Source organism: Nocardioides thalensis (genome assembly GCF_013410655.1).
GTDB lineage: Bacteria > Actinomycetota > Actinomycetes > Propionibacteriales > Nocardioidaceae > Nocardioides > Nocardioides thalensis.
Map to the genome: position 1 here is coordinate 680,168 of NZ_JACCFP010000001.1, position 25,064 is coordinate 705,231.

Consider the following 25,064-nt stretch of genomic DNA (forward strand, 5'->3'; position numbering starts at 1 on the left):
CACGCCATCATGCCCGGCGCTAGCCGTGCGGACCTCAGATACCTTCGACGTCATGGTCGCCACGGGAGCCCGAGTCAGAGCACTCGCCGCCCTGCTCACCGGCGCAGGCTGGGAACAGGGGACGCCACCCCGCCTCCCACGGCTGGCTGACCTGCCAACCGCGACACAGTCCCGCATACGGACGTTCTACGACGTGCTGGGAGGCAACGTCGAGCACTTCGACCGGATCCGGCCAGGCGGCTGGGACCTCGCCTTCCAGACCCCCGACGGTCTCTTGTTGGTCGAACTGGACGAGGAGCAACACTTCAACCGCTACCGCGCCGAAACCCTGACCGCGGCCAATGACCTCGATCTGCCCTGGGCAACTAACTACCTGACCTACTGCGAACAGCACGAAGCCCGACTGCTCCCCGGCTGGGGCACCGGACAGCGGTGGACCAACCCCTCAGCCGCCCGCTTCTTCGGCGACCCATCCAGGCCCGGCGACTTCACCGGCAACGGCGCACCGCGTTGGCGGCAACGCGCGTTCTACGACAGCGTCAAGGACGTCCTCGATGACCGTCGCCTTGCCCGGATCAGCGTGCACGACACGCTCGACACGGGAGCCACATTGGAGAGGCTCCTCCGCCGACCCGACCCCACGGCGGTCGGAGCGGTCCAGCACCTCCTCACGATCCGCACCCACGTCGCCTGACACACGAACCGCGTAGCGGGAGACCCAAACGTGAAGTGGCGGCACCATGGGGTGCATGGCAACCACTGCCGCGCGGTCGGCACGGTCGAAGGTGCCGCTCACGAAGCGGCACCTGGCTCGGCTGTCGAAGATCGCCGCCGCCGACCGTGAGGTGTTCTACGAGCGCCGCCCCGAGTACAGGGGGCGGCTGGTTGCGGTCGTGCTCGCGCAGGGCGGTGGCCTGCACTATCTGGACCGCCGGAACGGGGTGAAGGACCTGGATGTGTGGTCCTTCTTCGCGTTGCCTCCCGGCGAGGACCGGTTTCCGGCAGACCGGCGCACCCGACACGTCGACTTCGGTCCCTCCGACCTCGGCCGTCAGCGGTACGACTTCGCGAAAGCCCGCTCGCCCCGCCAACTCGCCCAATGGCAGAAGTGGCATCAGGAGCACGAGGGCCGACGGGTGGACCTGATGATGCGCGGACTCCACTGCAAGCCCAACGCCGACCCAACGGATGTGATCCGCGACTGGCTCGACCAGCGCATCCGCAAACCAAGGAGTTCGCCGGGCCACCTCCGCGAGGCGGGCGTCATCCTCATCGACCCACCTGACCGTCGAGGTGAAGTCATCTGGGACCCGCGAGTCGACGACTGACCGCCCGTCGTTGTGCTCGGCGGCAACCAGGGATGCGATTCTGCCAAGACGGAACAGCAGAGGCGTACCCTCCGGTGGCATGACCGCAAGGGACGACATCCTCGCCGCAGCGAACCGGCTCGCCAACCGATCGTCAGACCGCACCTTCACTCTCGCTGAGGTCATCACCGACGTCCGTCGAAGCGGCAGACGCTATGCCGAATCGACGATCCGTACTCACGTGACGTCACGCATGTGTGCCAACGCTCCGAACCATCACGCCGTCACCTACGACGACCTCTACAGCCTCGGCGACGGCAGGTATCGCCTCAACCGAGAGTCCTAAGAGATGCATCGGTGCCGCACGCGAGCAGATACAACCAACCTCGTGCGCCTCCTGAAGGCCCCCAGGAGCAAGTGACCGGATCGAGGCAGCGGGAGGGATCTGACCTTCGCCAGACGAGCCGCTCCGTCCTGGGAGTTCGATTGCGAGGAACGGGGGGTCGCCTCGAACGGGGCTTCGGTGTCCAGTCTCCTCCCACCGAGTTCGTCGTTCTTCTTGGCCCTTTATAGACCTTTATAGTTCGCGCCGATCGACGTCGCAGAGCCGATTGGTGGAAGACCGAGGTAGGTCGGTTCTTCGGGCCGGTCCGCGAGGGGCGTCATGCGCTGGATCTTGTCCTGCGTGGCCAGCAGCGAGACCTCTAACCCTTCGACCTCGCCGAGCCAGCCGTTGTCCTTTGCCTCCTGGATCCGGGCCCCGAGGTTGTCACGGATATCGATGAATCGGTCCAGTGCCTCGGGGTCGGGGCGCAGAAGGCTGCATCGAATGCACGCGTGTTCGTGCGCGCAGGGCGACCCCCAGGCACGGCCGCAGGAGCCCAGACTCAACTTGCGCTCGACGAAGTGCTGCTGGAAAGCGTCCCACTCCTCGTCGGTGATGTCGCGTTGATCCGGCTGCGGGGTGACTGCGCGACGGCGGGCGATGAAGTTGTTGTGTGCGCGGATGACGTCTTCGGAGTACACCGCTGCGTAGACCGCCGTCGTCTCGATGGATTCGTGCCCCAGGAGCGCCGCGATGACGTGGATGGGAACCCCGCTGCTCTGAGCGTCCGTAGCGAAGATCCTCCGCAGATCGTGCGGGCGGAACCTGAGCGGCTCCCCGCCCGCAGTCACAAGCCCGGCCCACTCGCCCGCCTTATCCATCACGCCGTAGATGTACTGGTACGAGATCGCGTTCCATCGGGCACGACGTCGCTGGAACAGCAACGGGGCGGGAGGAAGCGGCTTCTTTTCGTGGGTGTCATACCTGACGGTCAAGGGCAGGGTGCCGTCCGGTCGGCGCAACCGGTGGACGATGCGAGCGAGGACGTGCACGAGTTCCGGCGAGGCCGCCAACAGCCGCTCGGAGCCGCCCTTCGACGGGTAGACGTGAAGGAGCGGGATCACCTCACCGGTCTTTGGGTGCTTGAACCGTTGGATCGAGAACTGGTCGAGTTCGAGTAGTTCCTCGATTCGTAGGCCCGTCTGATGGAGGAGATGCACGGTTGCCCATGCCCAGAACGCCTCCTCCTCGCGGGCGGTCAGGTTGATGTAGTCCTTCTGCGACAACGAGTCCAACGGGCGGAGAATCACCGACGACGTTCCAATCCGTTGGCACTTGACGCCGTCGAACTCAACGACCGTGCCGAGCGGGAGCGGCTCCATGTCCGCGAGCCACCCCGAAGCCAGGCGCAGGCGGTCTTCCGTGGCCCGCAGCAGGCGGTCGACCTCCGGGGCTCGCTCGCGCGTGCGCTGGTGTGAACGTGCTTTGGACTCCCGCTGCTGCTTGCCGTTCGCGGCGACGTCCGCTTCGTTGATCGGCGACGGCGCGACCCACTGGACCCAGTAGGAGTCGGTCAACGCCCAGGTGGCGATGTCGAGGTACATCGCTCGTACCTGCATCATGACGTTGAACCGGCCGCGGCGCTCGCTGCCGTCCCTCTTGACGGCGAGGCGTCGCTTCCAAGCCTCAGCGGTTTCGTCGTCGATAGCGAGTGAATCGGCACCGGGGTGGTGGATCTCGATGTCACGCCAGAACAGCCCGCACAGAGCCGCTACAAGGCTCTGCAGCGACGAGTAATCCAGGCGGCCCTCGCGTGCGCGCAGGTAACGGATCAGGCATTCGCGGACGCGCTTTGAGGCGACCTCGTGTCGGTCGACCAACTCGGTGACGGTCAGTTGCCCCCGCAACTGGGCGAGGCGCAGCGTCTCGGCCGGGTGATCGAGCGTCCCCATCTCGCGGAGGCAGTCCCACGCGTGGTGCACCCCGTTGACCTTGACCTTGATGCCCTGTTCCCTCAGACCGCGCATGGCGCGCTGGTACGCGAGAAGGTCGTTGCCGGTGATGTCGGCTGGTCCCTTGCCCGTACGGCAGGCGATGTGGGCCATGACAACGACGGCAGCGCGGTTGTCGTAAAGGCTCTTTCCGAAGTGCTCGAACGCAGCCTCCAGTTGCTGGTAGCCCGTGTTGTCACGCAGCGACAGGATGTGGAACCAAGTCTTGAACTGGTTCGCCTTCAGCCATGCGTAACTCGGCCTGACCACGCCGAGCACGAGCAGCATGTGTAGCCCGTGTGTCGTCACCTGCTTCGCCCCGGCGATCGCGGTCCAGCGCTTGTGGTCGTCCTCATGACCGGCAGCGACCCATCGCTCCTGCCAGGTGTCACCAGGCTGCTCATCGAGGTGGTTCAATATGCGCCGTAGACCTGGGATGCGCTGGGATTCGTTGCTGAGGCCGCGGACCAGTGAGCGTGCACTCGCTTCGAGTTCCGCGATTGTTGCCGTGTTTGCGGCCCAAGTATCAGGACTGTCGTGACTCCTGAGCAGTCCCTCGTAGTCGGTCTGCGTGCTGGATCGACTGACCGTGTCGCCAGGCCCGCCACGAGCAACGCGACGCGCGGCGACTGCTGCCTGTGTCATCGATCCGTTCCTCCGAACAGGATGTCCATGTCATCGGCGTCGTAAGGAAGCGGCGTGGCTGCTGGGGTGGGATCGGTTGCACGGTCGCGGGTCGCACGCACAGCGGCGACCATGTCGTCGAGTCTTGGCACCGTGTAGACATCCAGCGTCTCTAGAGTCGCGTGGCCGAGGATTTCCTGCACCGTCCGTTCGGGCGTTCCCTGCGCCAGCATCCTCGTAGCGGCGGTGTGGCGTAGGTCGTGCGGCGTCCAGTTGGTGCCGTTCTTCCGGTTCGCCCGTTTGAACATCGCCCGGAGGGCGTCCGGGCTCAAGCGCCTCGGCTCCCCTCGCAACGTCATCCAAGCCGGGTGACTCGGGTTGTTGCGCCCGGCGCTGCCTTGGTAGATGCGGTACCAGGTGACGGCGTCTGAGGAGATCGGTACGTCTTGCACCGTCCCGCCCTTCCGAATCACGGTGATGATGCCGTCGGGCAGATTGATGTCGCCTACGTCGAGGTTGAGCACCTCACTTGGCCGCGCGCCGCTGCTCACGTACATGGACACCAAGGCGCGGTCCCGGTCGTTTCCGAGCGCATCGAAGAAAGCCTCAAAGTGCTCGTCGGGCATGCTCCGAGGGAGTCGCTTGGGTCGACTGCCCTGTCGATTGCTCGGCTGGCGACTTCGTCGGCGCTTCTGCAGAGGGTTGTGGTGCGCGTGGCTGCGCCCATCCTCCGGCGCACCACGAAGGACGGGGTTGTAGAGAACTCGGCCCTTCCGCCGTAAGAACTCATAGAAGAGAAAGAGCACCGTCTCGTTATGATCCATCGTGGATTTCGCGAAGGACTCCCCGACGTACGCCTTGCCGGTAATCGCGTTGCGTGAAATGCGCGGATCCCTCTTCTTTGGGTTCTGATTTCCGTTGCCCTTTTTGGCGTGCTTCATCCACACGAAGAAGTCCGCTACTTCTGTGGAGGTGGCGTCCTCCCAGTTGACCTCGACTGCCGCAAGGAATCGGAACCAGCGCTGCAGGTCATACGCGTAGGAACGAACCGTCCGATCCGCACTACGTGAATGGACTTCCCGAAGGAAGGAGCGACAGATGTTCGTCGCTCGCGTGTCAGGAAGCAGCAGGTCCCACGGTGGGATGGTGCTTGCGACGACCTCGCCGAGGTCGGGGAGTGCCAGACCAGCGAGGTCCCTGACGATCTCGTCGTGGGCAGCAGGCATGTCCCTCAGCCTCTGCGCTGGCCTCCTTCTTGGTGGTCGCGACACGCCGGGATAGTCCGGTTAACATGCCAATGTTGCGGCTGCCCGAGTGCAGCATCAGCCAGACCTGGTCGTTCTCGTCGGACGTGAGCTCGATGAAGTGGTTGCCCCCGCCGAGGGAACCCATCTGCTGCTTCGCCTTGCGCTCGCGGTCCTGGACGTTGTCGTGGAGCTCGCCGAAGCGGCCCCAGAACCGGTCCCAGCCCGCGAAGCGGCCGTGGTTGAGCTTGAGCCGGTTCACGTCCGGCGCGGACTTGTGCGCGGCGAACCCGACCGGGATGGCCTTCTCGACTGCGAAGCGCAGGGAGCGGAGGTCGTCGGGAAGGTCGGCGGTGGTCAGGCTCGTGCGCACCGCCTGCATGCCGCAGCCGATGTCGACGCCCACGGCGGCCGGCGACACGGCGTTGCGCATCGCGACGACCGAGCCGACGGTCGCGCCCTTGCCGAGGTGGACGTCGGGCATCACGCGGACGCCCTCGACCCAGGGCAGTCGCGAGATGTTGCGCAGCTGGTCGAGGGCGGCCTGCTCGATGTCCTCGACCCGCGCCCACATGAGGGTCTCGGCCTGCGCGCCGGGCAGGCGCACGGGAAGTGCGTCGGTCTCCATGGTGTCCATCGTCTGCCTCCTTCGGGCATGGGTGATCCAGTACCCCCTGCAGGAGTCGAACCTGCGGCCTCCGCATTCGTAGTGCGGCGCTCTGTCCAGCTGAGCTAAGAGGGTGCGGGTGGGGTCTCGATACGCCCGAGCGCCAGGGCGCTCCGGCTACTCGACCAGCCTGGTCAGCCGATCGAGGGGCTCGCGGACCGAGGAAGGTCGCGGCGGGCCCGTCGGTACTCGAGCGCCAGGCGAGCAGTGCGCAGGGCGCGGGCCGCGGTGCGGCTCGGCTGGCGCCTGGGCTGGCTGGGCATCGGTCGTCCTCGTAGTTCGCGTCTCTGGATGGCCTGACGACCATAGGCAGTCGCAGGACACTGGTCCTAACGAGTTTCGGTAGGTGCCCGTAGTCAGTTCGGATCATCTTCTTTCGTTCCGTCACCTCGCAGGCCGAGGCGGACGTAGCGTCGCCGCATGTCTAGACGTCTTCCCTCCGGGGAGCACGGGTGAATCCGCCGCCGGGTTGGCACCCCGATCCCTATGGAACGCCTGGTCACCTGCGCTATTGGAACGGGACAGCGTGGACGGACCAGGTCGCTGCCCCCTTGGCGAAAGCCGGCAACGGGAACTGGTTCGCGCGGCACAAGGTGATCACCGCTGTGGCGGCCACCGTCTTGTTCTTCGGCGTCATCGGTGCGGTTAGTGACGGGGAGCCGGACACCGGGGACGAGGCAGCTAGCGCCGACCAGGACTGGCAACCCGACGCTGAGAACGACGATCAATCTGACGAAGCGGAGCCAGCGGTTGCCGAGGAGCCGACGCCCGAGGAGACCGAGGAACCCAGCGACCGAGACAAGACCCCGAAGTCGCCGGAGCCCGACGTCGAGCGCGAGTACCTCGTCGTGCACATCGTCGACGGCGACACGCTCGAGCTCGGCAACGGCGAGACCGTGCGGCTCGTCGGCATCGACACCCCAGAGGTCGGGGAGTGCGGGTTCGAGGAGTCTGCTTCGCGGCTGCGGGAGCTGGTCGGCGGCCAGGCGGTCACGTTGGGGGAGTCGGATGAGGATCGCGACCAGTACGACCGGCTGCTGCGATACGTCGACATCGGCGCCATGGACGCGGGCTACCGCCTGATCCGCGATGGATTGGCGACTGCGCGCTATGACTCGCGTGATGGCTACGGCCGGCATCCGCGGGAGGACGCCTATATCGCGGCGGACCGCCGGTCGGCCGACATCACGTGCGCGCCGCCGCCAGAGCCCAAGAACTTCGCCGACACCGGCGGGGGCGGCAATTGTGACCCGAGCTACTCGCCGTGCGTGCCGCTGTATCCGCCGGACCTGGACTGCGCGGACACTGGCCCGGTGACGGTCCACGGCTCCGATCCGCACGGCCTGGACGCTGACGGCGACGGCCAAGCCTGCGGCGGAGACTGAGGGACTACGGAGAGCCGGCGGACGCGCGCCAGTCAGGCGGCCGCGCTCGCGCGGCGCAGGCCCGAGATGATCGAGGCGTACGTCCGGTTCGTCACCCCCTGGGTCTGACCGCGCTCCTCGGCGCGACGCGCAGCGTTGGCGAGGCGGTCGGCTGCGTGGTTGAGGGGGTGACCGTTGTGGGCCTTGACCCACTCGACCCTGATGTCGCGGCCACGGAGGATGTCGCGTAGCTGGTTGGCGATCGTCGAGGCCGGCGCGCGAAGACCGACCCCGCCGCTCCCGAGTCGGCAGTGGCGGCAGATCTCGATCGCCTCACGCGAGTCGACCAGCAGGAGGAGCGGCTGGTCGACTTCGAACGCGGTGGCAGCCATCCGGATCGCGAGTAGCTCGGCGCCCAACGAACTGCGGGGGCCGCCTGTCACCGCGGATGTCTCATAGAGCCCACCGGCAGTCACCCACGCCATGCCCATCGCTTTCAGGCTGCAGGAGCCGTCGGTCGCGGCGACGATGCGGTCACACACGGTCAGCGGTGGCCCCACGTGCCGGAGTGGGTGCGGTAGGCCGGGCCGATCAGCGAGTAGACCCAGTACATCGACTTCCACTTGCCGGCGCGCTTGACGTAGATCAGGTGGACGAACATCTGCCGCGGCCGGCGGCAGGGGCGGTAGGCCTTCCACATGGTCTTGCCGACGCGATCTGCGACTACGCCCTTGGTGCCGAAGCCGCGCTGGATCTCGACGATCGACTGGTAGCTGTTGTCGAGGGTGCGGCTCGCCTCGCGGTAGGTCACGCACCCACGAGCGGCGACAGCCGCCGCCTGAGCCGAGGCGGTGGGTACGGCGACCGCCCCGACGACCACGAGGGCTGCGACCAGGATGCCCATCAAGTACTTCACGACGTCTCTCCTTCATTGATCAAGGACGTCGCTGCCGAGTCAGCGTTGGGAGGAGCACGTTAGGAGAGAGGTCCGGCACAAACGGTGGGGCGAGGGTCTCGATACGCCCGGGCCCCAGGGGGCCCGGGCTACTCGACCAACCTGGGGCCGGAGGTTTCGAGGCTCGGCCGCGGGCGGCCTCGCACCTCAACCACCGGCGGTGTCGCACTCGAGCGGCCTCGCACCTCGACCACCGGCGGTGTCGCACTCGAGCGGCCTCGCATCTCGACCACCGGCGGCGTCGGCCGTGGGCGGGCTCACACCTCGACCACTGGCCCGAGATTCCCTCAGCCGAGGCGCTGGAACAGCGAGACGACGATGCCCTCGGGGCCGCGGACGTAGGCCATCTTCACGGCGCCCTGGTACTCGCCGATCCTGCCCACGAGCCCGTAGCCGTCCTCGGCGCAGGCGTCCACGGCCGCCTGGATGTCCTCGACCTCGAAGGACACGTTGCGCAGGCCGAGCTCGTTGGCCAGTGCGTCCGGCGATCCGGGCGTGTGGGCGGGCCGGACGAAGGACGCAAGCTCGAGGTTGTAGCCGTCGGGCGACTTCAGCATGACGATGTTGCACTTCGCGCCGGGGATGGCGCAGACAGCCTCGATGAACTCGCCCTCGACCGAGCCGGTGCCCTCGACCTCGAGGCCGAGCTTGGTGAAGAACGCGGTCGCGGCGTCGAGGTCCGCGACCGTGATGCCGATGTGGTCGAAACGCGTGATGTGGGACATGGGATCCACCTTCTGTGTCGTTGCGTTGCTTTCACCACGGGGACGGTCCCGGGACGCCGTTCTCGACATCGGCCTAGCCCATCGGGACTATCCCGGGCTGCCCTGACGGACGGAACTGGTCCGTGATCGTGCCCACGTTGGCTGTTCTGCAGGTGCGACGGTGCGAGGCTGCGCACGATGGGGACATCGCCCGGTCGGGCCTTATCGGTGCTCCACACCCGCTCTCCGAGCCACGCGACCGCGCGTCAGACACCCGCCGTATGACGAGGACAGCTCGCCGCACGGCTCACACCCACGCGCCCGCACCCGGGCCGAAGCAGGGAGACATCCGTGAACGTTCCGTCGAAGCGCACCGCCAAGATCGCCGCCGCGTGCGCCACCCCGGTCGCCGTCGTCGCCGCCGGCGCCCTCGTCTGGCAGGCGTCGTACGCCGCCTTCACCGGCCAGACCCGCAACTCCGGCAACGAGTGGTCGACCGGCTCGGTCGCGCTCACCGACGACGACAAGGGCGCCTCGCGCTTCCAGGTCGAGAACATGCTGCCGGGCGACACCGACACCAAGTGCATCACCATCACGGCGAACGCCTCGGTGCCCGGCACCGTGAAGGGCTACGCGGTGAACCCGAGCTTCTCCTCGAAGGTGCTTGCCGACCACATCCTCGTCACGATCCGCGAGGGCCAGGGCGGCGACTTCGACTCCTGCGCCGGATTCGCCGTCCACTCGACGGTCGTGAGCGACGTCCCGCTCACGATGTTCGCGGGCGCGAACTCCTACGCCAACGCCATAGGGGGTTGGAGCGTCCCGGCCGGCACGTCGACCCGCACCTACGAGCTCACCTGGGAGTTCGACACCACCGGCCTGACCCAGGCGCAGGTCGACGACCTCCAGGGCGACCGCGCGGGCATCGACATGCAGTGGGAGCTCCAGGCCAGCTGACCCCCCGCCGTACGCCGACCCGGACCGTGATGGCCGACGCCACGGCCGCGACGCTGTCGTGGCCCCGGCTGGCCCTGCTCGTCGCGAGCAGGGCCTATCGGGCGTCGCTCCTGGTGCTCGTGGCTGTCGCCCTCGCTCCGCTGGTGCTCGGGTGGTCGTCGTACGCCGTCCGCACCGGATCGATGGAGCCCAGCATCGCCGTGGGCGACATCGTGGTGGCGCAGCCGCTGCCCGAGGACACGCCGCCCGACATCGGCCGGGTCATGGTCTTCGAGAACCCGGCGGCCGACGACGGACAGCTCCTGGTCCACCGGGTCATCGCCGACCTCGACGACGGCACCTACACCACCGCCGGCGACGCCAATCCGCTGCCGGACACCACCCCCGTGCCGCGCGACGCGTTCGAGGCACGCGGGGTGCTGCTGGCGCCGTACGCCGGGCTGCCGCTGGCGTGGCTCCAGAACGGTGAGCTCCTCGCCTTCGCGCTGTGGCTGTCGCTCACCATCGCCGCATTCGTGCTGGCGAGCGACCCCAGCCGCCCGCGTCGCCGCCACAAGCGACGCCGGCCGCTCGCCGTCGCCGCCGCGATCGGCGTCAGCCTGACCCTTGTCCTGGCCGCGACGGCAGCAGTCGCCACGTTCACCGGCACGACGAGCACCGGCTCCAACTCCTGGACCGTCGGCCACTTCCGCCAGCCCTACGTCAGCGCCGTGCTCGCGGACCGCCCCTACCTCCTGCACCTGCTCGACGAGGAGCAGGGCACCTGGGCCGCGGACAGCAGCGGCAACGGCCGCACCGGCCGGTTCACGAGCATCGGGGCCCACCGCACACCAGGTGGCCTCCCCAACAACCACGGCTACTCCGTCCACCTCGGGACGGCCGGCCGCGTCGTCTCCGACACTCCTGCGATCGGTGCGCCCGACACGTTCACGCTGGAGGTCTGGTTCCGGACGACCACGACCCGGGGTGGCCCGCTGATGGGCTTCGAGAGCAGCCGCGACGCCCGCTCCGGCACCAACGACCGCCAGCTCGCGATGACACCGAGTGGGCGTCTCGTCTACGGCGCGTGGGACGCCCCCACCGTCAAGACCATCCAGAGCGCTCGGTCCTACAACGACGGGCGCTGGCACCACGCGGTCCTGGTGGCGAACAACCAGGGCTCGCACCAGGTCTCCACGGTGTACGTCGACGGCGCTCCTGTCGCCAGCGACTCCACCTCCCGCACCAGCTACTACACCGGCTGGTGGCGGATCGGCGCCGGGACCCTGTCGGGCCCGGGCACCTCGGTCGCCGCGGGGTTCGACGGGCACGTGGACAACGCCGCCGTCTACCTCAGCCCGCTCAGCGGCGCCCGCGTCGCTGCCCACTACGCCGCGCGCTGAGCGCGGTCTCCGGCCACCGGGCAACCGAACGCCTCGCCAGCGCGTGGATACTCCACGTGGCGGGTGGACCGCCGCGGCGCGCGCATGGGGCGAGCGCCCGAGCACAGGGGAGTGGAGCGAATGAGGACAACGGGAAGAATCCGTCGGTGGCTGGCGGTCGCGGCCATGGGACTCAGCGGGGTGGCGGTCGCCCTCGGCGTGCCGGCGCCCGCCCACGCGGCGAGCGCGACGATCAAGGTGGCCGACGGGATCCTCTTCCGCAACTGCGCCGAGCACCCCGCCAGGGTCGCGGTCTCGGTGCCGTCCAGCGCCAAGGAGTGGGTGGTCAACGTGCGCCTCTACGACACCGACGGCGAGGACCGGGGCGTGCTGACTCGGACGGGCACGTCGTCGGGCACCGCGACGACGCGCTGGACCTTCTGCCTCAACGCGCACCCGGCGGGCGACTACCAGATCCGCATCGACGGCTACTGGGTCGACAGCGCCGATGACATCCACTCGTTCGCGCCGGCCTCGAAGAGCTTCCACATGCGCATCTCCCGGAGCCGCACCCGGATCACGGTCTCCGACCCGACGCCGCACCCCCGCGAGCGCGTGACGGTCCGGGCGCGGACGATCCAGGAGCGCCCGGGTGGGAAGTGGGGTCCCGCCGACTGGGGCTACATCCGGCTGCAACGGCGGGGCGACGGGCCGTGGCGCAACATGGACAACTCCTACTTCGTCAACGACAACGGCGCGGTTGTCTGGGAACTGGTCTGGCTCAAGCGCAACAGCTTCGACCTCCGCGCGTTCGCCCACGACCTCCAGGGCGTCCGGCCGTCGAAGTCCGACCCGGTGACCATCCGGGTACGGCGCGGCGGCTGACGCGAAGCGGCCCGCTCACGCCGACCGGCGCGCGCCGTCGACGCCGGCGAGCTCGGGCAGCTGCCAGAACAGCCGGTGGTCGACCCAGGTCCGCAGGTAGTCGACGCCGGACGTGTGGCCGGAGCCGCGGGCGTCGCCGAGCATCCGCGAGGCCAGGGTGACGTGGGTGGTCTTCCAGCGCCGGTGGCTCGCCTCGAGCGACTGGATCAGGTCGGCGATCGCAGCGAGCTGCCTCGGCCGCCGTCCGCGACCAACGGCCTCGCGGTAGGCGTCGGTCAGCGTGTCCTGCCCGGCGAGGATCTCCGCGCGCACGGCGGGCACGCTGGCGAAGGCCGGCGACGCGAGACGCGCCGCGGGCGGCGTACCGCAAAGGCCCTCGAAGCGCTTGTACTGCTCGGACTGGATGGCGCTGGCGCCGTCGGTGAACTGGCGGAACGCGTGGAACGCCTCAGGCCGCATGGTGGCGACCATCCGGAACAGCGACGCGTTGCGGTCCATGAACGCGACGACCTCGTCCAATAGGCTCGCGGCCAGGTCGAGGTCCCGCGCGCGGATCGCCGCGATCGCGTCGCGCAGGTCGCGGTTCATCGCGGTGAAGGCCATCTCGTGCGCCTGGAGCGCGCGGATGAAGAAGTGCTCGTCGTGCACGGTCGACACCGGCTGCACGGTCAGCTCCAGCCAGTCGCGGATCTGTGGCGCCGGGGTCGGCAGGTGGGTCTTCGTCGGCGCGGCGAGGTCCACGCCGGGCGCCATGAACCGCAGGGCGTGCCGCACCCGGGTGCGCAGCGTGCGCGGGTCGGGACGGCCGAGCGGCGAGATCTCGGTACGGCGCTGCGCCGCGCCCACCTCGTGCCGGACGACGTCGGCGGCGAGCAGCTGGGCGACCTACGCCGGCTCGAGGTCGTGCTCGGCCATGATCACCTCGAGCAGCGGCAGGAAGAGGTAGGTGCGGTTCCAGAAGCGACCGTCGTGCCGGTCGAGGGCGCAGGACAGGAACGCGTCGAGGTAGGGGTCCTGGACGACGTGCCAGTCCCGGGTCTCGGCGAGCCGGCCGACGAGGTCGGCGGACAGGAAGTGTCGTCCGACCCGGCGGACCTCGCCGGTCACGCGGCGGGCGAGCGCCAGCGCGTGGGTGCTCATGACCGCGCCTGGAGGCGTCGGCCGGAGTTGTGGGCGCGGCCGATGGCAGTCCCGACGGCAACGCCGGTGAGGTAGGCAGGCAGCACCGCGATGAGCGGTACGGCGGCGCGGGGCACGGACATCGGGGTCACTCCTTCCTGGTGTGCGGAGCGGTGATCCGCCCTGCTGATACGTCCGATGCCGATCCGGCCAGAAAGGTTCGCGCGAGTCCGGCGGAGCGCTGTCGGACCGCGGCCATAGGGTCGCGCCCATGTCACAGACCCCCGGACTCGACACCGCCGCCGACCTCACGCCCGAGCGCCGCGCCCACGTCGAGGGCAGGCTCCAGCACAACCTCATCTCGTGGCTGGCGACGGTCGACCCCGACGGCCAGCCGCACACCGTGCCGGTCTGGTTCCTCTGGCGTGCCGACGGCACCGTGCTGACCTACACCCGCGCCGGCAAGGCCAAGCTCCGCAACCTGCGCGCCAACCCGAGGGTCGCGCTCGCGCTCGACGTCACCGACATCGGCCGCGACCCGATCCGGGTCGAGGGCGTGGCCTCGCTCGACGAGGACGTGCCGCCGGCCGACCAGAACCCCGACTACCTCGCGAAGTACGCCGAGCGGATCGGCGCGCTCTTCGGCTCCGCAGCCGAGTTCGCCGCGATGTTCTCGGTGCCGATCGTGATCACGCCGGCGCGGGTCCTCGCCTAGCAGCTAAGATCAGGCCGGGCGCGGCTTTCGCCGGCGTAGTCCGGCCTCGACCAGCCGCGCCACCAGCTCGCGGCTCGACACCGGCGTCGCGCCCAGGGCGACCGCGGCGTCGTACAGCTCCTCGGGGATGTCGTAGTGGTCGCGCTCGAAGGCCCGCGCCGGCACGCCGAGGTCCGCGGCGAACGCGTGCAGCTCGTCGTACGACGTGTCGGACGCGAGGTGCGACCACATCCGCCCGCGGGAGGGGACCAGCGGCGGGTCGACGAGGATCGTCATCGGCGCGCCGTCACGTGGTGAGCCCGCCGGGGTCGTCAGGCACGTCGACCGAGTGCCCCTCCAGCACCTCGAGCGGGATCAGGTCGAGCGCGGCCTCGTTGGTGGAGGCGAGCACCACCGGCGCGGCGACGCCGTCCGCGAACGCCTGGAGCCAGCGGGCGGCGACCACGCACCACCGGTCGCCGGGGCTGAGGCCGGGGAAGTCCCACTCGGGGCGCGGCGTCGACAGGTCGTTGCCGACGGCCTTCTGGTGGGCGAGGAACTCCTCGGTCATCACCGCGCAGACCGCGTGCCGGCCGACGTCGGCCGGGCCGCAGGTGCAGGTGCCGTCGCGGTAGTAGCCGGTCATCGGGTCGGTGCCGCAGGGCTCGAGCTCACCGCCGAGGACGTTGCGTTCGCTCACGGGGACGAGCCTGCCAGAAATCCGCACGACGACGCGGCCACCCCTTGCCTGACCGCGTGCGGAGGAGCACGGTGGAGGTGAGCGCTGAGGAGGCCAGATGCACGCCAACATCGGAGACCGGCTCCTGGTCGAGGGCCACAAGGTGGGCGACCCGCGCCGCGAGGGTGAGGTCGTCGAGGTGCGGGGGAGCGACGGCGCCCCGCCGTACGTCGTCCGCTGGACCGACGGCCACGAGGGCCTGGTCTTCCCCGGGCCCGACGCGCACGTCGTGCCGCGGTAGCGACCGGCTCGCCGCCGGCCGAGCGGGTACCGACCCGTGATGCCGAGCTCCCTGACCGCCGCAGTCGCCGAGGCGGGCGGCCGCGCCCTCGCCGCTGCCACCGCCGGCCTTTCTCACGTGCGCGCCGCCGCCAAGCCGCTCCACCCCGAGGGCCAGCTGTACGCCGGTCGCCTCCTGCGGCCCGGGCAGGCGACGCCGTCGGGCGTCACGTGGCTCGACGAGCCTGCCGAGGACGACGTGGTCGTCCGCGTCTCCCGCGCGATCGGCCTGCCCGACGCGCTGCCCGACTTCCACGGCCTCGCGCTGCGCATCAAGGGGCAGTGGGGTGACGCCGACCTGCTGTTCGCGAGCACCGGCTGGGACCCGGTGACCCGGCACGTGCTCGTGCCCCGGTGGTCGCCCGCGCGGCCGCTGACCACCCTGCTGCCCTACCGGACCGACGCCGGGCCGGTCGTGCTCGGCGCGCGGGGCACCGACGACGGCTACGACCTGAGCTGGGCACCGGTCGGCAAGGCCTGGCGGCCGTTCGGACGGCTGGTCGTGGGGGAGCCGCTCGAGGTGCCCGCCGCGGTGTCGTTCGACCCCGTGGTCAACCGACCGCCGGGGCTCGAGCAGTACGGCTGGGTCGAGCGGCTCCGCGAGCGCTCCTACGCCACCGCGCGCACGCACCGTGGAGAGCCGGGGGACACTGTCTGACGTGGATCGCGATCTCGTCGTCAGTGTGCCCACCGAGGAGCTGAGGTCCGCGCTCGCGGACACCGCCGGGATCGACCTCCTGCTCTGGGACTTCGGGTCGCCGGCTCCTCGCGAGGCCATCGACCTCGTGGTCGTGCCCTACATGTCGGGGCCGTCGGTGCTCGGCCGCTTGGACGGCGTGCGGGTGCAGCTCGCGCAGAGCCAGTCGATCGGCTACGACGGCGTGCTCGACGCGCTGCCGCCGCACGTGCGGTTCGCCAACGGCGCCGGCATCCACGAGGCGTCGACCGCCGAGCTCGCGGTCGGGCTGATCATCGCGAGCCAGCGGCAGATCCCGGCCTACGTGCGCGCCCAGGACCGCGGCGAGTGGTCCCACGAGCGCAACCGGGCGCTCGCCGACTCGAAGGTGCTCGTGGTGGGCCAGGGCGGCGTGGGCCGCGCGATCGTCGACCGGCTGCGCCCGTTCGAGGTCGACCTCGTCCGGGTCGCGAGCACCGCGCGGGCCGATCAGGACGGCACGATCCACGGGATCGACGAGCTCGACGACCTGCTGCCGACCGCCGACATCGTCGTGCTGGCAGTGCCGCTGACCGAGGGCACCCGCGGGATGGTCGACGCGGGGTTCCTCGACCGGATGCGCCGCGGTGCGCTGCTCGTCAACGTCGCGCGCGGCGCCGTCGTACGGACCGACGACCTGGTGACGGCCGTCCGCGAAGGACGGGTGCGTGCGGCCCTCGACGTCGTGGACCCCGAGCCGCTGCCGTCCGACCATCCGCTGTGGCGGCTCGACGACGTGCTGCTCACCCCCCACGTCGGTGGCCACACCAGCGCGATGCTGCCACGCGTGGTGCGGCTGGTGAGGGAGCAGATCGCCGCGCTGCGAGCGGGGCAGCAGCCGCGCAACGTGGTGGTCGAGCCAGGGTCGCGCAGCACGGCCTGACGCCGGCCGGCCGACATCGCCCGTCCGTCCTCCTCAGGTCGGAGACGCGGCGGCCGAACAGATCTTCCTGACGACCACCAGGCGTCGTCTCCGGTCAATCGAAGGAAGCCTCGGCATGAAGAACACCACTCGGGCCGCAGCGGCCGCGCTCGCCGCTGCCGTCGCCCTCGGCATCAGCGCGCCCGCCGCCACCGCCCGCCCGGACCACGGCGGCGGCAAGCCCGACCACTCGGTCGCCAAGCCCCCGAAGGGTGACCGGAAGTTCGCGAACGACCAGCGCCACGCGCTCAAGCAGGTCGCTCGTCTCGACGCCCAGGTCGCCAAGGCCGTCGTCGAGTCGCGGGTCGGCCGGCTGGTCCCGGTCAACGACGTCGACGTGAAGTCGGCCGTCCTCGACAACGCCGCCGCCGACCGCGCCGCGCTCGCGGAGACGCTCACCACCGTGCGGGCCGCCACGCCCGGCTTCGACTTCAAGGCGCTGCGCGACGACCTGCGCGGTGTCCGACCGGAGAACTACCGCATCGTGACCAACGCGCTGCGAAAGGCGGCCGAGATCGACGCCGACGCCGACGACCTCGGTGGCTCGGTCGACGTGGACGCCGCGCTCGACGCCGCGGTCGCCGAGGCCGTGCTGATCACCGCCCGCTCGGCGAAGTCCGACCTCGCCTCCGTGTTCGCCCACCTGGCCGACGCCGAGGCCGCCCTCGAGGCGCTCGAGACCCCGGAGGAGCCCGAGGAGCCCACCGAGACCGACACCGACCTCGACGGCCTCAGCGACGACGAGGAGGAGGCGCTCGGCACCGACGCGACGCTCGCCGACACCGACGGCGGCGGCGCGAGCGACGGCGACGAGGTCGCCGACGGCACCGACCCGCTCAACCCGTTCGACGACGTCGTCTGAGCGACAAGCACCAGGGAGGGCCGGTCACCGCAGGTGGCCGGGCCCTTCGTCATCAGCCGAGGAGCGCCCGCACCTCGGCCGAGTCGTAGAACGGCGCGAGCCGATCCCGGATGACCCGCTCGAGGTCGCCGCTCTCGCGGAGCGCCGCGACGACGCCCGGCGCGATCCGCACCAGGTCGGCCACCACCTCGTCGCGATCGATGTCGAGCTCGTCGAGCAGCTCCTCCGGCGTGTAGCCGCCGAAGTGGTCGAAGAACGCGTCCACCAGCGCGTTGGCGAGACGGGCCGCGTGCTCGGTGGCGGCGACGTCGACCACCAGGGAGTGGACCGCGTCGACCACGCCGGACAGCTCCTCCCGGCTGGTGCGGTCGCCCAGCCCGCGGACCTGCTCCGCCGACGCGAGGTCCCACACCTGGAGCACCGCCTCACGGGTGGTCGGGTCCTTCAGCGTCTCGATCAGGATCGCGTTGAGCCGCCGTACGGCGAACGCGCCGCCCTTGCCGACCGTGTCGCCGATCAGGCCCTCGAACTGCTTGTCCGCCGCGCCGACGACCCGCGACGCGGCGCTGGTGCCGAACGACATCAGCGTGCCGAGCCCCGGCACCTTGTCGGCGACCGCCTTGTTGGCCTGGAGCACCTCGCCGACCACCCGGCCCATGAACCGGGACGCGACGGTGCCGACGAGCGGGCTCTTGCTCAACCGTCCCAGCGACCGCTCGACGAGCGGGTGCAGCGCCAGCAGCTCGTCGACCAACGTCTCGACCCGCTCGCGGTCGACGAGGTCACCGAGCGGATAAGGCTCGGGCGGCCCGGCCAGGAGTACGTCGACCGCGAGCTCGACGATGCTGCCGACCGCGGCGCTGCCGGGGCCGGTCGCGAGGGCTCGGCGCACGATCGGCTTGACCGCCTCCGGGTCGACGAGGTCGGCGATCGGCCGGCTGCCCGACGCCGCGAGCAGGTCGTCGGCGAGGCCGGACACCGTGGCCGCCAGGTGCTCCTCGTCGAGCTGCTCGAGGTGGTGGCGGACCTGGAGGTTGAGCAGCTGCTGGGCGAGGGACGGGTCGCCGGTGGTGCGGGAAGCCATGGCGCGACGTTATCGGTGCTTGCAGGAACGGTGACGCCGCCGCGGTTCGGTGCCACCGTGGGGCGATGGGCTTCGACGTTCCCGGCGATCGCTACGACAGGTTCATGGGCCGCTACACCGCCGGCCTCGCGCCGCTCATGGCCGACGCGGCGCACGTGGAGCGTGGGATGCGGGTCGTCGACGTCGGCTGCGGTCCCGGCGGCCTGACGGTCGAGCTCGCCGCGCGCGTCGGAGGGGAGCGCGTTGCCGCCATCGATCCGAGCGCCCCGTTCGTCGCCGCCTGCCGTGAGCGGGTGCCGGGCGCGGACGTCCGGGAGGGCGGCGGCGAGGCGCTGCCGTGGGACGACCACGCGTTCGACGCCGCGCTCTCGTGCCTCGTCGTCGGGTTCATGCGCGACCCGGCACGTGGCGTCGCCGAGATGCGCCGGGTGACCCGGCCCGGCAGCCTGGTGGCGATCTGCTTCTGGCACGTGCCGCGTCACCAGATGCTCGACCTCGCGTCGCGGGCGATCACCTCGGTGCGGCCGGACGCCGACCCGCACCCGCCCTTGGTGGGCACCGAGAAGGGCGAGCTCCGCGAGCTCATCGAGCAGGCGGGCATGGACGTCGTGGCCGACGGCGAGATGACGGTCGCGGCGCCGTACGACGACTTCGGCGACTTCTGGGCCTCGGTCAGCGGAGGCGCCGGGCCGATCGCGGACGCGATGGCGACGATGACGCCGGAGGAGCGGGCCGGCGCCGAGGCCTACGCGCGGGCCGAGCTGCCCGACGGCGCCTTCAGCCTGACGGCGACGGCCTGGTACGCCGTCGGCCTCGCCTGAGCCGGGGCTCAGCGCGCGTCTGCCTCCGCGACCGCCTTGATCCGCTCGAGCGTCTCGCGCATGCCGCGCTCGTTGGTGCGACCGCGCAGCTTGCCCATGACCGCCCAGTAGAGCCGCAGCACGCCGCGCGGCTCGAGCCGGAACGACTCGGTGACGTCGGTGCCGCCGTCGTCGGTCGGCTCGAGCTGGTAGCGCCAGTTGTTCACGCGCGCACCCGCGGCGTAGACCGAGAACCCGAAGTCGCGCTCCGGCTCGCACGAGGTCACCTTGCAGCTCGTCCAGTAGACCGGGCCGACGCCGTTGCGCTTCACGTGGCCGCGGAAGTGCGCGCCCAGCGCGGGCCCGGTCGCGCCGTCGACCCACTCGGCCTCGAACGTCTCGGGGCTGAACTCGCCGATGCGGGTGACGTCGCTGACGAGGTCCCAGACGACCTTCGGCGGAGCGGCCATGTGGACGGTCACGGATCCCTGCATGCCTCGCACCCTAGCGGCGCGCCTCAGCCGACCCGGTCCGCCAGTCGCGCAACCGCGTCGGCCACCCGCGGCCCGAACATCACCGGGTCGTTGTGGTCGGCACCCTCGATGACCACGCGCTCGACCAGCGCGGGCGCCTCGTCGGCCACCTCGGCGCTCAGCCCGGTGGGCACGATCGAGTCGCGGTCCCCGTACACGACGGTGACGGGCACGTCGCTCGTGGCGAGGTGCTCGACCACCGGGAACCTGTCGCGCAGGAGCAGGCGCACCGGCAGCCAGGGGTAATGGTGGGAACCGACCGCCGCGAGCTCGGGGAAGGGCGACCGGAGCACCACGCCGGCCGGCGGACGCTGGTCCTGCAGTGCGGCGACGACACCGGTGCCGAGGGACTCGCCGAAGTAGATGGTGCGTTCGGGCGGAAAGCCGAGACCGTCGAGTGCGTCGGTCGCTGCCAGCGCGTCGTGCAGCAGTCCCTCCTCGGTCGGGCTGCCCGGGTTGCCGCCGTAGCCGCGGTAGTCCAGCAGCAGCACGGAGAAACCGCGGCGGGTGAGCTCCTCCGCGAAGCCCGCCCGGCTGAGGCGGTTGCCGCCGTTGCCGGGCGCCACGAGCACCGCCAGGTCGCGGTCGTCCTCGCCAGCGGCGGGTCGGGGCGGCGCGAACCAGGCGTCGAGGTCGAGCCCGTCCTCGGTGTGCAGGGTGATGTCCCGGCCGCCCTCGAGGACCGAAGCGGCCGGCGGGACGGGCGCGGTGTCCGGGAAGTAGATCAGCTGGCGCTGGAGCAACCAGAGCACACCGAGCACCAACCCTCCGAGTGCGACGAGCACGGCGAGCGCGCGCAGCAGGCGACGGCGGTGCGCTGCCAGCGTGCCCATCGCTCCATCATCGGTCAGCCGGGCTGCCGGGCCAGCACCTGGATCACATGCCAGTGCTTCGCGTCACCGCCGTACGACGGCCCATCCCACTCCTCCTCGTCGACCCGGACGTCGTCCATGCCGGCGACCAGCTCCTCGACCTGCGGCCGGTCGAGGATCGTCAGCGACGGTACGTCGGCCCAGCCGTCCCGCGGGCCGAAGAAGTCGACACCCAGCCGGCCGCCGGGAAGCAGGCAGCCGCGGATCCGCGCCCACACGGCGGGGAAGTCAGCGGGCCCGGTGAACGACAGAACCAGGCTGCTGTGCACCAGCTCAGCGGACGGGAGGCTGACGTCGCGCAGGTCGCCGACGACCGCAGCGACCCGCCCGCCGCGCACCAGGTCGGCGATCCGCCCCGGGAGCCGGGGATCGAGGTCGACAGCGAGGACGCGCCAGCCGTGCGCCGCCAGGGCGCGCGTCTCGACGCCCGCTCCGGCGCCGAGGTCGAGCGCCTTGCGCCCGCGGCCGTGCCCTGCCAGCTCGAGCAGCTGGGTGCACAACGCGCGCGCCGGCCGGGTCGCCTGGGCGTCGTTGTACGGCGTCCACCGCGCGCCGTCGTCGGTCCTCAGCGCGCCGCCCGCTCGAAGAGCTCGATCACGTTGCCCGACGGGTCCTCGACGAGGATCTGCTGCCCGCCGGGGCCCTCGACGATCTCGTTGCGGAACGGCACCCCGTTGTCGCGCAGCGCGTCGACGAGCGCGGCCAGGTCGTCGACCTCGAGCACGAACCGGTTCCAGCCGCCGGGCTCGGGCGTGCTGCCGTCGGGCATCGGCCGCGCCGCCGAGGAGGGCGGGCCGGCGAGCCAGAGCGTCAGGCCGTCCTTGGACACGATCGCGATCGCCGGGGGGTGCTGCTCGCGCAGCTCGAAGCCGAGGTCGTCGGTGTAGAACCGGACGGCCTCCTCGACGTCGTCGACCAGGTAGCGCACGGAGATAGGCATCGGTCCCATCGTGCGCCCGCTCGGCGGCCGTGTCCACCGGTGCTGGCGGCGTCGTACCGAATGGGCCACGGGAGCCGCTCGCGCAGGTCACAATGCCTGCGTGATCCGCTTCCTGCCCGGCCTCGTCATCCTGGTCCTCTGGATCTACTGCCTCGTGGACGTCATCACCTCCCGCGACGGAGAGGCCCGCCACCTCGGCAAGACCGTGTGGATCTTCATCGTGCTGCTGTTCCCGCTGATCGGGTCGCTGGCGTGGCTGATCCTCGGCCGGCCGACCGAGGTCCGACCGCTGACCCGCGGCGAGGGTGCGGCGCCGAGCTTCCCGGAGTACGAGCGGCGCGGGCGCTTCGCGGCGGCCGACCCGGAGAAGGACGAGGAGTTCCTGCGGCAGGTGCGTGAGCGCGCGGAGCAGCAGCGCAAGGCCTACGAGGCGAAGCAGCGCGCCGAGCGCGAGGCCCAGGAGCGCAAGAAGGCCGAGGACGGCGATCCCGACCCTGCGTGATCGGGTGGGATATCAGTCGTCAGGTGGCTGAGATCCCACCGGACGACGCTGCTCATCCCACGGGCGTCGGCGGCGTCTCCGGCGTACGGCGCAGCTTGCTCCTCACCCACAGCACCGGGAACGCGCAGAACGGCAGGCCGAGACCGATGAGGATCAGCGGGAGCGTCAGCGAGCGGCTGTAGAGCTCGCCGTCCCGGAGCGTCGCCTCGACGGTCTCGCCGACCTCCTGGTCGCCGGATCCCTGGATGGGGCCGGTGTAGTCGACACCGTCGACGGTCCACCGCGCGGTGCAGTGCTGGGTGGATCGCTTGTAGCCGATGTCGAAGTCGCACCCGAGCACCTCCGCCTCGACCCGTTCGCCGGTCTGGCGCTGCCACAGCAGCCAGCCGCCCGCCCCCACCAGGACGATGGGGATCACGAGGATGACCGCCACGAGCAGGTTGATGACGATCCGCATCGGGATCGACTCCTGCTGCCGCGGGGTCTCGGTCATGCAGCGATGGTGGCACCGCCGCGGCCGCCGCGGGTAGTGCCGGAAATGGACCGTCAGTCGGGCAACGACCGTCGGTCGCCGACCGGGCCGCCGGCCTGCGGGAACCCGAGCGTGCCGGAGGCGACCCACCACTCCATGACGTCGTAGGCGAGGCGCCCGGCGATCACCGACGGGTCGCCGTCGGAGAGCTCTGCTGCGCGCACCGGGTCGCACGCGAAGATCGACATCCCGCGGTAGGACTCGTCGCTCTGCCGGAGGAACGGCCCGTTGGCGACGAGCAGGCCCTGGTCGCGCAGCCCGGCGCGATAGGCGAGGTGGCGCGACTGGAGCTCGTCGAGCTCCTCCTCGGACAGGTCCGGCGCGTCGTCGGGACGTCGCAGCACGACGACCGTGTAGACCTCGAACTCGTCAGGAACGTTGGGATCGCGGGGCATGGTCCGACCTCAGTTCCCGTTGCGCCCGGCGGTACTCGACCTCGAGGATCAGCTTCACCCGGGCAGGCCGCAGCGCACGGGCCGCGGGGCGGCGCGCGTCGAGGCTGCGCTGCTGGATGGTCATCTGCGTGTCCGATGTCGAGTTGGGGAGCGCCCCGAGGCTACGTCGCCCTACCGCCGGGGGCACAGCGAAATAGGCAGAAATCGCTCCGGAGGACGAGTTCGGGCCTCCCTGGGGCGGGGAACGCTTACCGTGTGCGCGTGAACAGCGGCTCAGGGGACGACCGGGCGTGGCGGGCCTATGAGCCGCCCGAGTCCCCGGAGCCCGAGCCGCGGGGCGAGGACCCGACGGACCCGACCGGCGCGGTCCCGACCCCGCCGCCGCTCTGGCCGGTGCCGCCCGTGCGGTACGTCGAGGACCCGGTCCCCGCGCGCCCGCTCCCGGGAGGCCGTGGCTGGAACACCTACTCGGCCGGGAAGAAGTTCCGGTTGCTCGCCGGCACGCTGGCGGTCGGGACGTTGGGCATGCTGTCGATCCCGAACGTGTTCGACGACTCCCTGCACACGCAGGAGGCGGTGGAGGTCCACACCCAGGCCGAGATGCTCGACGTGCGCAGCCTCGAACGGCTCGAGCGCCTGCTGCGGCGACAGCTGGGCTCCACCACGGTCTCCCACCTGACCGTGGCCGAGGACGCGATCACCGTGCTGGTGGCGGGCGACGGCCCTGGCATGACCAGCTATGTCTGGCGGGGAGGACGGCTGAGGCCCGGCTCCTTGGAGGGCGACCCCGGCCTTGCCTTCGACCTCGACGGCATCGACCTGCGGGCGATCGGCCAGGCGGGGCGGGAGGCGCGCCGCCTCGCCCGGCCGGCGACGACCTGGATCGTCACCGTCGCCGTGCCGGCCGGTGAGTCCGCTCCGGTGATCACGGCCAGTGCGACCGGCCCGGAGGGACTCGTCCGCGTCGAGCTCGATGCGGACGGCGAACTCATCCGGCGACAGACGCCGGACTAGGAGCTGCGGGCGCTCAGCCGCAGTTGTCGCAGATCCCCGTCGCCGGCAGCGCCATGAAGCAGGTCGGGCAGATCTTCGCGACCGGCTCGGGCTTCGCGGGCGCCTTCGGCTTCGGCGCCGCGCGCGGCCGCGCCGGCTTGCGCGCCGGCACCGCGGCGGGCTCGGGCGCCGGCGGCGGCGGCTCCCAGCCCGGCGGCACCGGGTCGTCGATGCCGATCCCCTCGAGCACGGCGCGTGCGGCCTCGGTAGCGCGGAATTTCGGCGTCGAGCTGATCTCGTGGACGGTCGGGCCGCCCTGGAGGATCTGCTGCGCGTCGGGGTTCCAGCGGTCCGGGAGGCGGCGGTGGCGCCAGCGCTGAGGGCCCGCGCCGCGCTGGGTGATCGTCACCAGGTCGGGACGGTTCCACGCGACGAGCGTCCAGTCGTTGTCGGCGCTGATCGCCCACACGCCGAGCGAGGTGTCCGCGGCCCGGCCGGCGGCCTGGAGCGCCACCCGCTCCGGGTTCTTGAACTCGCCCTCGACCAGCAGCACGCCGGGCTGGGGCCGCGCTACGTCGTAGCCCTCCGCCCGGAGGTCGATGACGGCTGCGACGAGGTTGTCCGCGGAAGCAGGGCCGGTCTCGGTGTCCATCAAGGTCGGACGTTACTGCGAGACGCGGCCGGGTGGGTAAACGGCCG

General features: G+C 70.8%; 34 protein-coding genes, 1 tRNA gene and 1 pseudogene. 16 read left to right on the forward strand and 20 right to left on the reverse strand.

Features of this window, described 5'->3' with window-relative positions; translation table 11 throughout:
- The first annotated feature begins 52 nt into the window (after window positions 1-52).
- The 3 genes from HNR19_RS03310 (at window position 53) to HNR19_RS03320 (ending at window position 1,653) form a co-directional block, all read left to right on the forward strand.
- The gene (locus HNR19_RS03310; RefSeq protein WP_179666594.1) at window positions 53-694 is read left to right on the forward strand and encodes a DUF7255 family protein; all 642 of its coding nucleotides are present in this window, start codon (window positions 53-55) and stop codon (window positions 692-694) included.
- Window positions 695-749: 55 nt separating this feature from the next.
- Window positions 750-1,328, forward strand: coding sequence for a hypothetical protein (locus HNR19_RS03315; protein ID WP_179666596.1), 579 nt, complete (start codon window positions 750-752; stop codon window positions 1,326-1,328).
- Between the two features lie 79 nt (window positions 1,329-1,407).
- Window positions 1,408-1,653 (forward strand): DUF7669 domain-containing protein, encoded by a 246-nt coding sequence (locus tag HNR19_RS03320; protein ID WP_179666598.1) that lies wholly within the window; start codon window positions 1,408-1,410, stop codon window positions 1,651-1,653.
- Window positions 1,654-1,874: 221 nt separating this feature from the next.
- Here HNR19_RS03320 and HNR19_RS03325 read toward each other — a convergent pair whose 3' ends face one another.
- From HNR19_RS03325 to HNR19_RS03340, 4 genes are all read right to left on the reverse strand, one after another.
- Complete coding sequence (locus tag HNR19_RS03325) at window positions 1,875-4,268, reverse strand: tyrosine-type recombinase/integrase (protein ID WP_179666600.1); 2,394 nt, start codon at window positions 4,266-4,268, stop codon at window positions 1,875-1,877.
- Window positions 4,265-5,473, reverse strand: coding sequence for a tyrosine-type recombinase/integrase (locus HNR19_RS03330; RefSeq protein ID WP_179666602.1), 1,209 nt, complete (start codon window positions 5,471-5,473; stop codon window positions 4,265-4,267). The genes HNR19_RS03325 and HNR19_RS03330 overlap by 4 nt, the downstream gene beginning before the upstream one ends.
- Window positions 5,364-6,128 (reverse strand): RtcB family protein, encoded by a 765-nt coding sequence (locus HNR19_RS03335; protein WP_179666604.1) that lies wholly within the window; start codon window positions 6,126-6,128, stop codon window positions 5,364-5,366. Before HNR19_RS03335 ends, HNR19_RS03330 begins: the two co-directional genes overlap by 110 nt.
- A gap of 31 nt (window positions 6,129-6,159) precedes the next feature.
- Window positions 6,160-6,233, reverse strand: a tRNA-Arg gene (locus HNR19_RS03340).
- 377 nt (window positions 6,234-6,610) lie between these two features.
- On the opposite strand from HNR19_RS03340, the pseudogene HNR19_RS23700 reads away from it, so the two are divergent.
- Together HNR19_RS23700 and HNR19_RS03345 are read left to right on the forward strand one after the other, a co-directional pair.
- Window positions 6,611-6,706, forward strand: a pseudogene (locus HNR19_RS23700) (DUF2510 domain-containing protein); the annotation flags it as partial.
- A 3-nt stretch (window positions 6,707-6,709) separates the two neighbouring features.
- Window positions 6,710-7,543 (forward strand): thermonuclease family protein, encoded by an 834-nt coding sequence (locus HNR19_RS03345; RefSeq protein ID WP_246303470.1) that lies wholly within the window; start codon window positions 6,710-6,712, stop codon window positions 7,541-7,543.
- A 32-nt stretch (window positions 7,544-7,575) separates the two neighbouring features.
- Here HNR19_RS03345 and HNR19_RS03350 read toward each other — a convergent pair whose 3' ends face one another.
- The 3 genes from HNR19_RS03350 to HNR19_RS03360 form a co-directional block, all read right to left on the reverse strand.
- Window positions 7,576-8,082: an RNase H family protein gene (locus tag HNR19_RS03350; RefSeq protein ID WP_179666608.1), complete on the reverse strand. Its 507-nt coding sequence runs from the start codon at window positions 8,080-8,082 to the stop codon at window positions 7,576-7,578.
- On the reverse strand, window positions 8,067-8,438 hold the full coding sequence (locus HNR19_RS03355; protein WP_179666610.1) for a hypothetical protein: 372 nt from the start codon (window positions 8,436-8,438) through the stop codon (window positions 8,067-8,069). The genes HNR19_RS03350 and HNR19_RS03355 overlap by 16 nt, the downstream gene beginning before the upstream one ends.
- A 326-nt stretch (window positions 8,439-8,764) precedes the next feature.
- The gene (locus HNR19_RS03360) at window positions 8,765-9,202 is read right to left on the reverse strand and encodes a VOC family protein (RefSeq protein WP_179666612.1); all 438 of its coding nucleotides are present in this window, start codon (window positions 9,200-9,202) and stop codon (window positions 8,765-8,767) included.
- A gap of 330 nt (window positions 9,203-9,532) precedes the next feature.
- On the opposite strand from HNR19_RS03360, the gene HNR19_RS03365 reads away from it, so the two are divergent.
- The 3 genes from HNR19_RS03365 to HNR19_RS03375 all read left to right on the forward strand — a co-directional run bounded on the left by HNR19_RS03365 (window position 9,533) and on the right by HNR19_RS03375 (window position 12,384).
- Window positions 9,533-10,138 carry a hypothetical protein gene (locus tag HNR19_RS03365; RefSeq protein ID WP_179666614.1) on the forward strand — a complete coding sequence of 202 codons (606 nt, stop codon included), beginning with the start codon at window positions 9,533-9,535 and terminating at the stop codon, window positions 10,136-10,138.
- Complete coding sequence (locus HNR19_RS03370; RefSeq protein WP_179666616.1) at window positions 10,117-11,520, forward strand: LamG-like jellyroll fold domain-containing protein; 1,404 nt, start codon at window positions 10,117-10,119, stop codon at window positions 11,518-11,520. The genes HNR19_RS03365 and HNR19_RS03370 overlap by 22 nt, the downstream gene beginning before the upstream one ends.
- A gap of 165 nt (window positions 11,521-11,685) precedes the next feature.
- A complete protein-coding gene (locus tag HNR19_RS03375; RefSeq protein ID WP_179666618.1) occupies window positions 11,686-12,384 on the forward strand; it encodes a hypothetical protein in 699 nt (232 codons plus the stop codon).
- Between the two features lie 15 nt (window positions 12,385-12,399).
- On the opposite strand, the gene HNR19_RS03380 is transcribed toward HNR19_RS03375, so the two are convergent.
- Genes HNR19_RS03380 through HNR19_RS23095 form a run of 3 tightly spaced genes read right to left on the reverse strand, consistent with a single transcriptional unit; the run spans window position 12,400 to window position 13,646 of the window.
- Window positions 12,400-13,230 (reverse strand): tryptophan 2,3-dioxygenase family protein, encoded by an 831-nt coding sequence (locus HNR19_RS03380; protein ID WP_179666620.1) that lies wholly within the window; start codon window positions 13,228-13,230, stop codon window positions 12,400-12,402.
- Between the two features lie 39 nt (window positions 13,231-13,269).
- A complete protein-coding gene (locus HNR19_RS03385) occupies window positions 13,270-13,524 on the reverse strand; it encodes a hypothetical protein (RefSeq protein WP_179666622.1) in 255 nt (84 codons plus the stop codon).
- Entirely contained in the window at window positions 13,521-13,646 is a 126-nt protein-coding gene (locus HNR19_RS23095) for a hypothetical protein (RefSeq protein WP_281366457.1), read from the reverse strand. Before HNR19_RS23095 ends, HNR19_RS03385 begins: the two co-directional genes overlap by 4 nt.
- 128 nt (window positions 13,647-13,774) lie before the next feature.
- Here HNR19_RS23095 and HNR19_RS03390 point away from each other — a divergent pair, with 128 nt between their 5' ends.
- Window positions 13,775-14,218, forward strand: a complete 444-nt coding sequence (locus HNR19_RS03390; RefSeq protein ID WP_179666623.1) for a TIGR03667 family PPOX class F420-dependent oxidoreductase — start codon at window positions 13,775-13,777, stop codon at window positions 14,216-14,218.
- 9 nt (window positions 14,219-14,227) lie between these two features.
- On the opposite strand, the gene HNR19_RS03395 is transcribed toward HNR19_RS03390, so the two are convergent.
- Together HNR19_RS03395 and HNR19_RS03400 are read right to left on the reverse strand one after the other, a co-directional pair.
- Window positions 14,228-14,494: a DUF4031 domain-containing protein gene (locus HNR19_RS03395; RefSeq protein ID WP_179666624.1), complete on the reverse strand. Its 267-nt coding sequence runs from the start codon at window positions 14,492-14,494 to the stop codon at window positions 14,228-14,230.
- A gap of 10 nt (window positions 14,495-14,504) precedes the next feature.
- The gene (locus tag HNR19_RS03400) at window positions 14,505-14,897 is read right to left on the reverse strand and encodes a DUF2237 family protein (RefSeq protein WP_343047026.1); all 393 of its coding nucleotides are present in this window, start codon (window positions 14,895-14,897) and stop codon (window positions 14,505-14,507) included.
- A 97-nt stretch (window positions 14,898-14,994) separates the two neighbouring features.
- Between HNR19_RS03400 and HNR19_RS03405 the strand changes: the two genes are divergently transcribed.
- The 4 genes from HNR19_RS03405 to HNR19_RS03420 all read left to right on the forward strand — a co-directional run bounded on the left by HNR19_RS03405 (window position 14,995) and on the right by HNR19_RS03420 (window position 17,714).
- The gene (locus tag HNR19_RS03405) at window positions 14,995-15,177 is read left to right on the forward strand and encodes a DUF1918 domain-containing protein (RefSeq protein WP_179666626.1); all 183 of its coding nucleotides are present in this window, start codon (window positions 14,995-14,997) and stop codon (window positions 15,175-15,177) included.
- Window positions 15,178-15,216: 39 nt separating this feature from the next.
- A complete protein-coding gene (locus HNR19_RS03410) occupies window positions 15,217-15,873 on the forward strand; it encodes a phosphodiesterase (protein WP_179666627.1) in 657 nt (218 codons plus the stop codon).
- A gap of 1 nt (window position 15,874) precedes the next feature.
- Window positions 15,875-16,813 (forward strand): NAD(P)-dependent oxidoreductase, encoded by a 939-nt coding sequence (locus HNR19_RS03415; RefSeq protein ID WP_179666628.1) that lies wholly within the window; start codon window positions 15,875-15,877, stop codon window positions 16,811-16,813.
- Between the two features lie 115 nt (window positions 16,814-16,928).
- Complete coding sequence (locus HNR19_RS03420; protein ID WP_179666629.1) at window positions 16,929-17,714, forward strand: thrombospondin type 3 repeat-containing protein; 786 nt, start codon at window positions 16,929-16,931, stop codon at window positions 17,712-17,714.
- Between the two features lie 52 nt (window positions 17,715-17,766).
- Here the strand turns inward: HNR19_RS03420 and HNR19_RS03425 are convergent, their stop codons facing one another.
- Window positions 17,767-18,798 carry a hypothetical protein gene (locus tag HNR19_RS03425; RefSeq protein ID WP_179666630.1) on the reverse strand — a complete coding sequence of 344 codons (1,032 nt, stop codon included), beginning with the start codon at window positions 18,796-18,798 and terminating at the stop codon, window positions 17,767-17,769.
- Window positions 18,799-18,863: 65 nt separating this feature from the next.
- Here HNR19_RS03425 and HNR19_RS03430 point away from each other — a divergent pair, with 65 nt between their 5' ends.
- Window positions 18,864-19,619, forward strand: a complete 756-nt coding sequence (locus HNR19_RS03430; protein WP_179666631.1) for a class I SAM-dependent methyltransferase — start codon at window positions 18,864-18,866, stop codon at window positions 19,617-19,619.
- A gap of 8 nt (window positions 19,620-19,627) precedes the next feature.
- On the opposite strand, the gene HNR19_RS03435 is transcribed toward HNR19_RS03430, so the two are convergent.
- The 4 genes from HNR19_RS03435 to HNR19_RS03450 all read right to left on the reverse strand — a co-directional run bounded on the left by HNR19_RS03435 (window position 19,628) and on the right by HNR19_RS03450 (window position 21,943).
- Entirely contained in the window at window positions 19,628-20,092 is a 465-nt protein-coding gene (locus HNR19_RS03435; RefSeq protein WP_179666632.1) for an SRPBCC family protein, read from the reverse strand.
- A gap of 23 nt (window positions 20,093-20,115) precedes the next feature.
- Complete coding sequence (locus HNR19_RS03440) at window positions 20,116-20,964, reverse strand: alpha/beta hydrolase (protein ID WP_179666633.1); 849 nt, start codon at window positions 20,962-20,964, stop codon at window positions 20,116-20,118.
- Between the two features lie 14 nt (window positions 20,965-20,978).
- Window positions 20,979-21,503, reverse strand: a complete 525-nt coding sequence (locus tag HNR19_RS03445) for a class I SAM-dependent methyltransferase (protein WP_218910136.1) — start codon at window positions 21,501-21,503, stop codon at window positions 20,979-20,981.
- A gap of 65 nt (window positions 21,504-21,568) precedes the next feature.
- Window positions 21,569-21,943: a VOC family protein gene (locus HNR19_RS03450; RefSeq protein WP_246303471.1), complete on the reverse strand. Its 375-nt coding sequence runs from the start codon at window positions 21,941-21,943 to the stop codon at window positions 21,569-21,571.
- A 100-nt stretch (window positions 21,944-22,043) separates the two neighbouring features.
- On the opposite strand from HNR19_RS03450, the gene HNR19_RS03455 reads away from it, so the two are divergent.
- The gene (locus HNR19_RS03455; RefSeq protein WP_179666635.1) at window positions 22,044-22,445 is read left to right on the forward strand and encodes a PLDc N-terminal domain-containing protein; all 402 of its coding nucleotides are present in this window, start codon (window positions 22,044-22,046) and stop codon (window positions 22,443-22,445) included.
- Window positions 22,446-22,497: 52 nt separating this feature from the next.
- Here HNR19_RS03455 and HNR19_RS03460 read toward each other — a convergent pair whose 3' ends face one another.
- Entirely contained in the window at window positions 22,498-22,938 is a 441-nt protein-coding gene (locus tag HNR19_RS03460; protein ID WP_179666636.1) for a hypothetical protein, read from the reverse strand.
- 53 nt (window positions 22,939-22,991) lie between these two features.
- On the reverse strand, window positions 22,992-23,372 hold the full coding sequence (locus tag HNR19_RS03465) for a YciI family protein (protein WP_179666637.1): 381 nt from the start codon (window positions 23,370-23,372) through the stop codon (window positions 22,992-22,994).
- 261 nt (window positions 23,373-23,633) lie between these two features.
- Here HNR19_RS03465 and HNR19_RS03470 point away from each other — a divergent pair, with 261 nt between their 5' ends.
- Window positions 23,634-24,386, forward strand: coding sequence for a hypothetical protein (locus HNR19_RS03470; protein ID WP_179666638.1), 753 nt, complete (start codon window positions 23,634-23,636; stop codon window positions 24,384-24,386).
- A 13-nt stretch (window positions 24,387-24,399) separates the two neighbouring features.
- On the opposite strand, the gene HNR19_RS03475 is transcribed toward HNR19_RS03470, so the two are convergent.
- Window positions 24,400-25,017: a hypothetical protein gene (locus HNR19_RS03475; RefSeq protein ID WP_179666639.1), complete on the reverse strand. Its 618-nt coding sequence runs from the start codon at window positions 25,015-25,017 to the stop codon at window positions 24,400-24,402.
- Window positions 25,018-25,064: the final 47 nt, after the last annotated feature.